General features: G+C 63.3%; 9 protein-coding genes. 6 read left to right on the forward strand and 3 right to left on the reverse strand.

The window, feature by feature from the left end; all coding sequences use genetic code 11:
- Positions 1-29 precede the first annotated feature (29 nt).
- The gene (locus BMZ79_RS11850; protein ID WP_090640293.1) at positions 30-326 is read left to right on the forward strand and encodes a YczF family membrane protein; all 297 of its coding nucleotides are present in this window, start codon (positions 30-32) and stop codon (positions 324-326) included.
- On the opposite strand, the gene BMZ79_RS11855 is transcribed toward BMZ79_RS11850, so the two are convergent.
- The 3 genes from BMZ79_RS11855 to BMZ79_RS11865 are packed head-to-tail and all read right to left on the reverse strand — an operon-like array spanning position 270 to position 4,292.
- Complete coding sequence (locus BMZ79_RS11855; RefSeq protein WP_090640296.1) at positions 270-1,388, reverse strand: GerAB/ArcD/ProY family transporter; 1,119 nt, start codon at positions 1,386-1,388, stop codon at positions 270-272. The genes BMZ79_RS11850 and BMZ79_RS11855 overlap by 57 nt on opposite strands.
- A gap of 20 nt (positions 1,389-1,408) precedes the next feature.
- A complete protein-coding gene (locus BMZ79_RS11860; protein WP_090640298.1) occupies positions 1,409-2,644 on the reverse strand; it encodes a Ger(x)C family spore germination protein in 1,236 nt (411 codons plus the stop codon).
- A 31-nt stretch (positions 2,645-2,675) separates the two neighbouring features.
- On the reverse strand, positions 2,676-4,292 hold the full coding sequence (locus BMZ79_RS11865) for a spore germination protein (protein ID WP_090640985.1): 1,617 nt from the start codon (positions 4,290-4,292) through the stop codon (positions 2,676-2,678).
- 270 nt (positions 4,293-4,562) lie between these two features.
- Here BMZ79_RS11865 and BMZ79_RS11870 point away from each other — a divergent pair, with 270 nt between their 5' ends.
- From BMZ79_RS11870 to BMZ79_RS11895, 5 genes are all read left to right on the forward strand, one after another.
- Positions 4,563-6,767 (forward strand): AraC family transcriptional regulator, encoded by a 2,205-nt coding sequence (locus BMZ79_RS11870; RefSeq protein WP_090640301.1) that lies wholly within the window; start codon positions 4,563-4,565, stop codon positions 6,765-6,767.
- 352 nt (positions 6,768-7,119) lie between these two features.
- On the forward strand, positions 7,120-8,079 hold the full coding sequence (locus tag BMZ79_RS11880; protein WP_371263691.1) for an ABC transporter permease: 960 nt from the start codon (positions 7,120-7,122) through the stop codon (positions 8,077-8,079).
- A gap of 13 nt (positions 8,080-8,092) precedes the next feature.
- Positions 8,093-8,992: a carbohydrate ABC transporter permease gene (locus tag BMZ79_RS11885; RefSeq protein WP_090640311.1), complete on the forward strand. Its 900-nt coding sequence runs from the start codon at positions 8,093-8,095 to the stop codon at positions 8,990-8,992.
- 125 nt (positions 8,993-9,117) lie between these two features.
- A complete protein-coding gene (locus tag BMZ79_RS11890) occupies positions 9,118-10,806 on the forward strand; it encodes a type 2 periplasmic-binding domain-containing protein (protein WP_143088939.1) in 1,689 nt (562 codons plus the stop codon).
- A gap of 133 nt (positions 10,807-10,939) precedes the next feature.
- Complete coding sequence (locus BMZ79_RS11895; protein ID WP_090640316.1) at positions 10,940-11,845, forward strand: helix-turn-helix domain-containing protein; 906 nt, start codon at positions 10,940-10,942, stop codon at positions 11,843-11,845.
- Positions 11,846-11,919 lie beyond the last annotated feature (74 nt).

Genomic DNA, 11,919 nt, shown 5'->3' on the forward strand with positions numbered 1-11,919 from the left:
TATAAGCGGCAACGAAAGGGAGTTCGCCCATGAAAGACGCCAAACGCTATGCCGTGTTCGCGCTGCTGTTTCCGAGCGCCGTCGCCTTGATGCTGGGGATGGACGTCCTGCAGCGGCTATCCCCGGAGCGGATGCTGCGCAACCTCTATTTCCCGTTCACGCTGTACGGCGCGGTCGAGAAGACGATGATGGCCGCGCTTCTCCTCCTCTTCTTCCGCGTGCCGCTCGCCGCCGCGTTCCGGCGATTGTTCGGCGGCGGGAAGAGGCCGTCAGGAGGAAGCGGACGGACGTCGTCTGCCCCGCCGGATCAGCCCGATAATCAATAAGAGGATCGGAATGCCGAACTGCAGCGGCAGGTGCAGGTAATACGGCACGATCTTGAGCCCTTCCTGCAGATGCTCCGTCAGGCTGCCCGCCATCGTCAGCGAGAGGAACAGGACGATCAGGCCGATCGGCATGATCAGCGCGCGGAGATTGCGGACGCCGAACAAGTCGCCCGCGGCGAGGACCGCCGCGAACAGAAACGTGGCGATCTTGAAGAAGCTCGTGATGACGAGCAGGAACAGCACGACGGAGTCCATCCGCTGGATCATTTCCGCGAGCCGCAGCCGGCTGAGGGAGGTGAATAGGGGAAACGTCGCGCGCGAGGCGATCTCGATGCCGAGCACCGAGATGTTGACGAACGTCGCGAGACAGAGCAGCACCGCGCTGAACGCCATCGCGCTTACGCCGACGCCGACCGCCTTGCACCCTTTGCTCAAGTACGGCAGAAACATCGTCATGACGACCATTTCCCCGAACGGGAACGTCAGGTTCGTCGGAAACAGGGCTTTCAGGACGGGCTTCCAGCCTTCGCCGAGCACCGGCAGCATCCGGTTCGCCTGCGACATGTCCGAGAAGATCGCGAGCGTCACGATGAACAGAAACAAGAAGCAGCTGAACAAGAAGAACAGGAAGGCCGTCCGCCCGAATACTTCGATGCCCAGCCGAATGACGTACCCGACGACGAGGAGCATGAACATGGCGATCGCGAACATCGGGGTCATATCGTAGACGGCCGCCGTCAACAGGTCGCTGAAGTCGCGCGTATTGCGCCCGGATATGTAGATGAAATACAGCAAGTACCCGAAGCCGATCAGCCAGCCCGGGACCGGGCCGACGATGCGGCGGATGTACGCCGTGAGCGGCAGCTCGGGATAGAGCCGGTACAGCGTGCCGAACACGCCCCCGAAGAAGGCCATGCCGATCAGGCAGCCGATCACGATGACGATCCACGCGTCCTGCTTGGCTTCCATGCCGACCGGGATGACGACCGCGGATCCGAGCTCGAACAGCGTAATCCACGCGAACAAGTGGAGCGGGCCGATGCGCGCCGTTTTGCTGTCCATCGCTTATTCGCCTCCGTTTCTCAAGATTTCTCCAACAACGACTTGGCCCGCATGCCCGTCCTCAGGATCTGCCCTTTGAACGTGATGGCGACGTCCGCTTCCGCGAAGACGTCGCCCCATCGGCCCGCCACGGACTTCCACGCCTTGGGCTGGCTGCGCTGCAGCGCTTCGCCGAAGGCGAAGACGTCCGACCGGAGCGTCTGCGCCCGCTTGACGGCCGCCATCATATCCGCCTTCACCGCTTGGCTCCACTCGTGCTCCAGCTTGTCGATTTCCTCCAGCTTCTGCAGCGGGACGCCGCATTGCACCTCCGCCACGTTGCCGACCGCGTTGACGGCGATCTCGACCTTCGCCCGGCCTTCGCGGAACGTCACCTTCGTCCTGGTCCGGCTTCGGACGACTTCGAGCGCGATGCCGTCCGGCTTGTCCTCGCACGGGAGGTTCATGACGGTGCTCCGCATCCGGTCGGCGATGAACATGTAGCCGCGCGCCTGGCCGTTGTCCAGCCAGCCCGCCAGCTTGCCTTCGCGAAACGCGGCCACGCCGGAAATTTCCAGATGATACGGAAGGCGCGTCTGCATCAGCCGCTGCTTGTTGTCGGTGGGCATGCCGTCGCCGACGAGCCGCAGTCCGCTGATGGAAGGCTCCGCCCCGGGATTGATCAGCTTCCGGATCACGTCGTCGATGCCGATGACGGGCGAACCGGACCAGATCCTCGCCGAAAATTCGCTCGCGCCCATCAAGGCTTCCGACTGCAGCGGCGCGAGCGGCACGATCGTGCTGATCAGTTTGTCCGTCGGGTCGCCGCGCGCGACGAGCAGCATCGACGTAAGCCGGACCTCGTGCGAGCGCTCGAAGAAATCGAACAGCTCCGCGATTCCCGACTCGGCGAGCCGCTCGCCGAGAATGACGACCTCGATATGGGAGAAGAACAGCTGCCGCGGCACCTGCTTGGACGCTTTGCGGATGCCTTCGAACAAGGTTTTGGACCGCACGGTGTAGACGGAGAACGGCGCGTTTCCGCTCCCGCTCTTGCTCGAGCTCATGATCTCGCCGGGCATGACGACCTGGAAGGCCAAGTCGTACTGGTCGGAGCCCTCCGCCTTGTCCACGGACATGGCCGTCACGATCGCTAATTGGTTCAGCTCCCGGCTGTTCCAGCAGCCCGTCACGGCCAGAAGGAAGAGCAGGGCGGCGATCGACAGCAGCGCGCTTCTCCACCGGCGTCCGGCGTTTCGTCCGGAGTCCGTCTTCATCGGCCCTCAGCCCCTTTCCCTCTTCGCGCCGTCATGGCTGCGGCTTCTGGCCCGGCGGCATGCGGCTCGTATCCGCCGCGGTATCGTCGGGCCGCTCGTCGGCATACCAGTGCGGCAGCCGAACGAGCGCGTCCTTCATCTGCTTGTATTTGAGCGGCACGAGCGGCGACAGGAAGGAGACGCCGAACGAGCGCAGCGAATTCATGTGCGCGACCAGCATGAGCATGCCGAGCATGATGCCGTAGAAGCCGAGGAAGCCGGCCGCGAGCATGAACAGGAAGCGCAGCATGCGGGCGGTGATCGCCAGGTTGTACGCCGGGATCGAGAAGTTGGCGATCGCGGTGATGGCCACGACGATGACCATGATCGGCGATACGATGCCGGCCTGCACGGCCGCTTCGCCGAGGACGAGCGCGCCGACGATGGAGACGGCCTGGCCGACCGCCCGGGGCATCCGGATGCCGGCCTCCCGAAGGATCTCGAAGCTGATCTCCATCAGGAACGCTTCCACGATGGCCGGGAACGGGACGCCCTCCCGGGCGCCGGACAAGTTGATCAGAAGCGTCGTCGGCAGCATTTCCTGATGGAACGTGGTCAAGGCGATATAGCAGGCCGGGCCGAACAGCGAGATGACGAACGCGACGTAACGGAGCAGCCGAATGAACGTGCCGATGTCGTAACGCTGGTAATAATCCTCCGCCGCGGTGAAAAACTGCGACAGCACCGTCGGCGCGACGAGCACGAACGGCGTACCGTCGACCACGATCGCGACGCGCCCCTCGAGCAGGTTGGCCGCGACCACGTCGGGCCGCTCCGTATGGAAAACCGTCGGGAACGGCGAATACCAGCTGTCCTCGATGAATTCCTCGATGTAGCCCGATTCCAGAATCGCGTCCGTGTTGATTTTCTCGAGACGCCTGCGGACCTCTTGGCGAATGTCGTCCTTCACGATGCCGTCGATGTAGAGCATCGCGACGGTCGTCTGCGTCACCGTGCCGATCTTGAGCGACTCGAAGCCGAACTTGGGGCTGCGAATCCGCCGCCGCACGAGCGCGATGTTCGTCGCGACCGATTCGGAGAAGCTGTCCTTCGGGCCGCGGACGACGGCCTGCGTGCTGGCCTCGGAGACCGCCCGCTTCTCGCCGCCGATCGTGCTGCCGCAGATGCATTGGTTCCAGCCCTCCAGCAGCAGGAGCGTCTTGCCCGAGAGCAGCTCGAGCAGCAGCGACGTCCAGTCGTCGAGCATCTCGATGTGGCCGACCGCGAGCGCGTTGTCGCAGACGTAACGGAACGCCGCCTCGGGCGAGTCCGCGGCTTCCGGGACATCGGCGGCATACGGCGGCATCAGCGACCGCATGACGAAATCGTTCACCGTATCCTTGTCCGTTACCGTCTCCAGATACACCGCCGCTACGGGGAGCCGTCCCGCGATTCGCAGGGTGAATTTGCGCACGACCAGATCGGGACTCCCCGCGAGCTCGCCGCGGATGCGGTCGAGATTCGCGTTCAAGTCCGTATCGAGCCGTCCGCCGCGGGCGGCGAAGGCTTGTCCGGCGCCGCCCGCGTTATTGCCGCCGCCGTTGCCGCCGCCGTTGCCGCCGCCGTTGCCGCCGGCGTCGCCGTTCGCGCCGAAGGGCGTTCTTCGCATTTTCACCTCGCGCACCTCCCGGATTTTTCGCTGCATGCCGTCGCGCTTGGTTAGTATGCCTCATTTCTCATTTTTTACCTATCCGTCGGAAACCGGCGCTTCGAACGCGGTCAAGTCCGCGAACGATTGGATAAACGGACAAAAAGTCGGCGGAAACAACAAAGACGATTCGTCCGACCGGTTCTATAATGGAACTAAATGTATACGGTTACAATGCCGCCTCCCGTTTAGAGGACGGGTCCTCAAACTCCGTACAAAGGATGATGATCCTTGAACCGTACCTGGCTGCGCAAGACGATCTGGTCCTATCTGCCGATCTTCTGCATCATCTTCTCCCTCCTCTTCTTCGTCTTCTTCCAGACGCTCGTCGAACAGAACAACCGCAACACGAAGGATTCCAGCGAAGTGTTCCTGAACCAGCTGCTGCAGTCGCTGGACGTCGGCCTGCGTTCGATCGACAACACGCTGATTCGCGAGATGTCGTCCGGCAAACTGCTGAACGATTTTTTCCTGGCGAGCGGCGAGGACGACGTCTTCCTGAACTACCAGGTCGTGAACCGGATGCTGCAGCTGAAGCAGGCCATGCCGATGATCGACTCGTATTATTTGGTCCGCTACCGGGACGGCATTGTCTTCAGCGGCGTCACGACCAAGCTGGACAAGTTCTCGGACTACGACTTCATCCACAGCCGGATGAGCGGGCATCCGACGTACACGTCGTCCTGGAGCGCGTTCCGGCCGTTCCGCGAATTTCCGAACCAGCGCCCGAAGGAGGTCGTCAGCCTCGTCCGCAACGTCTCGCTCAGCAGCGGCATGGACGGGATGATCGTCGTGAACGTCAGCCTCCCGGAGATCCGGAGCATGCTCGGCGAAGCGTTCGACGCGAAGCGCGCGTTCGTCCAGGTGTACGACCGGGCCGGCCGGCCGTTGTTCGATCCCGGCGGCGCGCCGTCCGGGGGCAAGGTGCTCGCCACGCAAACCTCGTCCTACACCGGGTGGAAGGCGGAGACCGGGGTGGCGAACGGGATGGCCGTCGCGGTCATGTCCAGCCTGTCGAGCGCGTGGCTCATGATCGGGCTGCTCGTCTTCCTCGCCGGCGGCCTCTCGATCGTCTACATCGCGCGGAAGAATTATAAGCCGATCGCCGATCTCGTCTACCGCATCCAGGATCAGTTCGGGCCCGGCAAGCCCTCGCTCGGACGGCTGGCGGTAGACGAATTCACGTTCATCGAGACCGCCATCGACAACTTCGCCGAGCAGTCGAAGCGGTTCCGCAAGGAAGCCGAGGAGACGGCGGCGCGCAGGCGGAAGTCGCTGTTCCGGGAGCTGCTGCAGGCCGAGCACGGGCCGCCGGAGGAGCTGGAGCCGCTCGCCCTGCCGCCGCATGACCGGATCCAGGCGTTCGTCGTCGAGATCGACGAGCCGGAGCTGGCATTCGGCCGGTATTCCGGCCGCGACCGGTCGTTGTTCCAATACGTCGTCGGCAGCGCGGCGCACGAGCTGTTCGCCTCCCGGCATCCGGTCCAGCTCTGGCTGGAATGGACGTCGCCGGTGCGGATGACGGGCATTCTGTTCCTGGAGGCGTCGGCCGGGGAAATCGCGCGCGAGACGGCGGCGCATATCACGTCCTGGGTACGCGAGCATCTGGCGTTCACGGTGACGATCGGCATCGGCGGCGCGGCCGATGCCGGCTCGGGCGCGGGGCCGTCGCACCGTCAGGCGCTGGAGGCGCTGACGTTCAAGGCCGTGCTCGGCCATGACCGCGTCATCGTGCACGGCGAGACGGCGCGCGCGGCCGTCAAGGAGACGAACAAGCATTTGCAGGCGATCCACAAGCTGAGCCAGCAGCTGCGCCTGCGGGAAGAAGAGTGGCGGACGCGCTTCGAGGACTTCTTCCGGGGGATGCGGGAATGCTGTCTGCCGAGGGGCGACATCGCCGAGCTGTGCCGGTACTTCCTGGCGCTCATGGATTTGCAGCTGTCGGAGGCGTCGAAGGAATATTACGAGCTGTGGCAGCACGAGGCCGCCGGGCCGCTGCTTCAGGCCGTCGACGAATTCGATGCGCTCGACCGGCTCCGGGAGCGGTTCGGCGCCGTGCTCGGCGAGTTCGCGGCGCGGCTCGACCGGCTCTCGGGCCATCGCCAGCACCGCCAGCTGCTGCAGGATATCCGGGATTACATCGCCGAGCATTACGCCAATCCGGATCTGTCGCTCGACCACCTCGGCGAGCGGTTCGGCCTCGGCGCCAAATACGTCAGTCAGCTGTTCAAGGAAGAGTTCGGGGAGAATTTCCTGGATTATTTGTCCCAGCTGCGCATCATGGAAGCAAAGAAGCGGCTGCTGGAGCAGCCGGATTCCATCCAGGAGGTCGGCGAGCGGGTCGGGTACGCCAACGCCGCGACGTTCCGCCGGGTCTTCCGCAAGGTCGAAGGCATCTCGCCCGTCGATTTCCGCAAGCGCAACGCCGCGATCTGAGCGCGGCGGCGGGACGGGCACGGAAGAAGGGCCGGACGCTAGCAGGCGAAGCTGCTCGCGTCCGGCCCTTTTGCCATGCGCCCCGGCGGGGCGGGGGATGGGTTCTTTCGGCCGCGGGGGGCGTCCGCCGGAAAGCTGAGCGGCGCCGGAAAATTGATCGTCCGCGCCCCGGAGCCCAAGCGCGGCGCGGCTTCGGAAAATTGATCGCCCCGCGGATAATCGGCGGTTGTCCGTCTGTCCACGCTCCTTTATCGTGAAAGTCAATCCAGGCCGAATCCGCCGAATCGTCAGATCCGATCGAAAGGCCGAAACCGAAAGGATGTGGGGAAGCAACATGCCGTCTACCACGGGAGTGCTCGAAAGAAAGGACGCGACGACGACGCCCGCCCGGCGCGGCACGCTGGCGCTCAGGGACCGGGGCAAGCGGGTGAAGCGGCATTGGCAATTGTACCTGCTCGTGCTGCTGCCGCTCGCCTACCTGATTATTTTCAAGTACATTCCGATGTACGGGGCCCAGATCGCCTTCCGGGATTTCAGCCCGGTGAAGGGCATACTCGGCAGCGACTGGGCCGGGCTCAAGCACTTCCGGACGTTCTTCGAATCGCCGAACTTCTGGGTGCTCATCAAGAACACGCTGGTCATCAGCCTGTATTCGCTGCTCGTCGGGTTTCCCGCGCCGATTCTGCTGGCGCTCGCGCTGAACGAGGTGCGCGGGATGCGCTTCAAGCGGCTCGTGCAGATGGTGACGTTCGCGCCGTACTTCATCTCGACGATCGTCATGGTGTCGATGATCATCCTCTTCCTGTCGCCGCGGCTCGGCTTCGTCGACCACATTCTGAACGCGTTCGGGATGGAATCCGTGAACTTCATGGGCGTCCCGAATTACTTCAGCAGCATCTTCGTCTGGTCGAACGTCTGGCAGGGCATCGGGTACGGGGCCGTCATTTACCTCGCGGCGCTCTCCGGCATCAACGTCGACCTGTACGAAGCGGCGAGGGTGGACGGGGCCTCCCGGATCCGCAAGGTGTGGCACATCGACCTGCCGGGCATCATGCCGGCCGCGACGGTGCTGCTCATCCTGAACGTCGGGCAGATCATGAACGTCGGCTTCGAGAAAATCTACCTCATGCAAAACCCGCTCAACACGAGCGCTTCGGAGGTCATCTCGACGTACGTGTACAAGATCGGCCTGCTCGGGGCGAACTTCAGCTTCTCGGCCGCCGTCGACCTGTTCAACTCGGTCATCAATCTCATTCTGCTGCTGACCGTCAATTACGCGGCGCGGCGCTTGTCCGAAAGCAGCCTATGGTAAAGGAGGATCGGCCATGACACGATCGAACGCCATCCGGGAATCGTTCGGCGACAAGCTGTTCCTGACGCTGGTCTACGCGTTCCTGATCCTGATTCTGCTCATCGTGCTTTATCCGCTCGTGTACATTCTCAGCTCGTCCTTCAGCTCGCCGCAGGCGGTCATCAGCGGCCGGGTGTGGCTGCTGCCCGTCGATTTCAGCCTGGCGGGGTACCGGGCGATTTTCTCCAATCCCCAAATCATGACGGGCTACGGCAACTCGCTCTTTTACACCGTCTTCGGCGTGCTGATCAACGTCGGCCTGACGGTCATGATGGCTTATCCGCTGTCGCGCTCGACGTTCTACGGCCGCCACCTCCTGATGGGGGTGCTGGTGCTGACGATGATGTTCAGCGGCGGCTTGATTCCGTACTACCTGACGGTCAAGAACCTTCACCTGCTCGACACGCGGTGGTCGATGCTGCTGCCGAGCGCGATGGCCGTCTGGCAGGTCATCATCGCCCGCACGTTCTTCCAGTCCAGCATTCCGAAGGAGCTCGGCGAGGCGGCGGAGCTGGACGGCTGCAGCGACCTCGGCTTCCTCTGGCGCGTCGTGCTGCCGTTATCCAAGCCGATTCTGGCGGTGCTCGTGCTCATGTACGCGGTCAGTCAGTGGAACGCCTACTTCGAGGCGCTCATCTTCCTCAAGTCGCCGGACCTGTTCCCGCTGCAGATCGTGCTGCGGAACATTCTCATCCTGAACTCCATCGACTCCAGCATGATGGTGGACGCGAACAAAATGGCGGCGATGCAGGGGCTGCGCGACCTGCTGAAGTTCTCGCTCATCGTCGTGGCGACCCTGCCGGTGCTGGCGATCTATCCGTTCGTGCAGAAGTATTTCGTGCAGGGCATCATGATCGGCTCCCTGAAAGGATAAGAAGCAAGAAGGATAAGGAACGCGGCCGGTCAGGGGGTGATGCCGCCGATCGGGGACGAGAGGCACGGCCGGCATGCCGGTGGAACGGCAAGGTTTCGCACGATATGACCAAGGAGGCGTCTGTCTTGAGAACAAAGAAGAGAAGCGCGCAATGGTTCGGTTTGATCCTGGCGACGGTCCTGCTCCTGACCGCTTGCGGCAACGACGGCGGCGACAACGGCGGCGGAGCGGCGAACGGCGGCAACGCCGGGAACGCCGGGAACGGCGGCGGGGAGAGCAGCGGCAAGGCCGTCACGCTCGATACGTTCATCAGCGTGTCCCCGCGCATCGAGGACATCTATACCAACGACGTCACGAAGGCCGTCGAGAGCAAGCTGAACATCAAATTCAAATTCGACGCGACCCCGAGCGCCAACGCCGCGGACAAGAAGAAACTCATCCTGGCGAGCGGCGACTATCCGGCGGTCTTCCTCTCGGGCGACTTCACCCAAGCCGAGCAGATCTCGTACGGCAAGCAGGGCATCCTGCAGCCGCTGAACGACCTGATCGACAAGTACGGCAACGAAATCAAGCGCGCCTTCGCCGAGGACAAGGACCTGCAGGCGGCCATCACGGCGCCGGACGGCAACATTTACGCGCTGCCGCACATCAACGATTGCTTCCACTGCTGGTATTCGCAGAAGCTGTGGATCGATCAGACGTGGCTCGATAAGCTGGGGCTGAAAATGCCGACGACGACGGACGAATATTACGAGGTGCTGAAGGCGTTCAAGACGCAGGACCCGAACGGCAACGGCAAGGCCGACGAGATTCCGCTGTCCGGCGCGTTCAACACGTGGCACGGCATTCCGTCGAACTTCCTGATGAACGCGTTCATCTACGACAACGACGAGGATTTCTTCTTCATGAAGGACGGCAAGGTGCAGCTGGCCGCGAACCAGCCAGAATGGCGCCAAGGCCTGACGTACATCAACAAGCTGTTCGCCGAAGGGCTCATCGACAAGGAGGCGTTCACGCAAAACAACGACCAGATGGCGCAGGTCGGCAACAAAGAAGGCGACAACGTCAGCGGCAGCGTGGCCGCGGGGCATATCGGCATGTACTTCAGCTTGGCCGAAGGGCAGAACCGCCACAAGGAATACGTGACGGTCGCGCCGCTCAAGGGACCGGGCGGCGTCGCGTACGCAGGGTACTACAAGGCCTACGGAAACGGCCAGTTCGCCATCACGAACAAGGCGACGGAGGAGCAGGCCATCGCGGCGATCAAGATGGCGGATTACATGTATTCCGAGGAATTCGCGATCATGAACGAATACGGCCTCGAAGGCAAGTACTGGACGAAGGCGCAGCCGGGCGAGAAGGACGTGCACGGCAACCAGGCGAAGTATACGCTGAAGCCGGAATATTGGAACCTGAGCACGACGTTCAACGACAACTGGGATCAAATGGGCATCACGCGGCGGACGCGCGCGATCCGCGAATCGTGGACGGCCCCGGCGGACATGATGTCGCAGCAGGGCTACGAATTCCGGCTGTTCACGGAGACGGCCAAGAATTACGAGAACCGCCAGCCGGAGGAGACGTTCCCGCTCACGATCTTCATGGACGAGAACGACGCCAACGAGGCGATCATGCTGCGCACGCAGATCAACGAGTACGTCCGCTCCAACATGGCGCAGTTCGTAACGGGCTCCAAGAAGCTGACCGACGGGGAATGGGACAGCTACGTGAAGGGCTTCGACGGCTTGAATTTGAAGAAGTACCTCGAAATTTATCAGAAGGCCTACGATACGCAGAAGCAGAAGCAGCAATAGGCGGACGCACGATCGACCGTCCGCGCGGCCGGGAGCGCTTGTCCCGCCCGCGCGGGCGGTTTTATAATGAAACGAATCGCAGCCGGCACGTCCCGGAAGCGGGACCGGATTCCGCTCGAGGAGGAGTCAACGGATGAGCGCTGCCACCCGCGGCAACGAGACCGCAGGATTCGATCCTGCCGCCCTTCACCCTTATTTGCTTTTCGCGAGGCGGTACGCGTACTGCCCGCAGGAGACGACGCCGGGCCGCTCCGCGTACACGAACGCCGTCATCATCGTGGAGACCGGCGAGGGACTGCTGCATCTGGACGACCGGGAATACGCGCTGAAGCAAGGCGCCCTCGTCTATATTCCGGCCGGCCGGGTTCATCGCTGGCGGGCGGACGGGGCAGACCCCATGATCCATCGGGAGGTTTATTTCGATTGGCAGCCGCGGCGCCGCCCGTTCGCCGGCGAAGGCGAATTCTTCCATTACGTCGCCGGGCCCGGAGAGCCGGTGATGGCGTACATGGACGAGCAGCCGGCGATGCGGATCGAGTCCGTGACCGCGGCCTCCGACTTGGGGCTGTGGCTGTCGTACCATGACCGGTTCCTCGAAGCGCCGAGCAAGCGCGGCGGGGATGCCGTCGGGGAGACGCTCCGGTGGCGCGGCGAATTTCAGGTGTTTCTGTCGTTGTTTCTGTCGGCGGCGCATCGCGACGTCGGCGGCGGGGGCGATCCCCGCATCCGGGAGCTGCTGCGGCTGGTCGCGAGCCGGCAGGAGCTCGAGGAGCGGGAGCTGCTGCGGTACGCGGCGGAGGCCGGCCTGAAGCGCAGCCGGTTCTATGCGTTGTTCCGCGAAGAGACGGGCCTCTCGCCCAAGCATTACATGATGCTGCGCAAGCTGCAGCGGATCAAGTGCGACCTGCGCCAGTCGGACGCGTCGATCACGCAGATCGCGGAGAAATACGGCTATTCCAGCATCCACGTGCTGTCCAAAAACTTCCGCAAGCATATCGGCGTGACGCCGTCGGAGTACCGGCGGCAGAGCCGGCTGTAGCGGCGCGGCTTACGCCGGGAGCGCCGGCGGACCGCGCGGATGGAAGACCGGGCGGCGGAGCGGGACCGGGCATG

This window comes from Paenibacillus sp. UNC496MF, assembly GCF_900113915.1.
Classification (GTDB): domain Bacteria; phylum Bacillota; class Bacilli; order Paenibacillales; family Paenibacillaceae; genus Paenibacillus_Z; species Paenibacillus_Z artemisiicola.

Coding starts and splice junctions, on each gene's coding strand:
- BMZ79_RS11850 (WP_090640293.1), top strand. CDS start 30: ATGAAAGACGCCAAACGCTATGCCGTGTTCGCGCTGCTGTTTCCGAGC.
- BMZ79_RS11855 (WP_090640296.1), bottom strand. CDS start 1,388: ATGGACAGCAAAACGGCGCGCATCGGCCCGCTCCACTTGTTCGCGTGG.
- BMZ79_RS11860 (WP_090640298.1), bottom strand. CDS start 2,644: ATGAAGACGGACTCCGGACGAAACGCCGGACGCCGGTGGAGAAGCGCG.
- BMZ79_RS11865 (WP_090640985.1), bottom strand. CDS start 4,292: ATGCGAAGAACGCCCTTCGGCGCGAACGGCGACGCCGGCGGCAACGGC.
- BMZ79_RS11885 (WP_090640311.1), top strand. CDS start 8,093: ATGACACGATCGAACGCCATCCGGGAATCGTTCGGCGACAAGCTGTTC.
- BMZ79_RS11895 (WP_090640316.1), top strand. CDS start 10,940: ATGAGCGCTGCCACCCGCGGCAACGAGACCGCAGGATTCGATCCTGCC.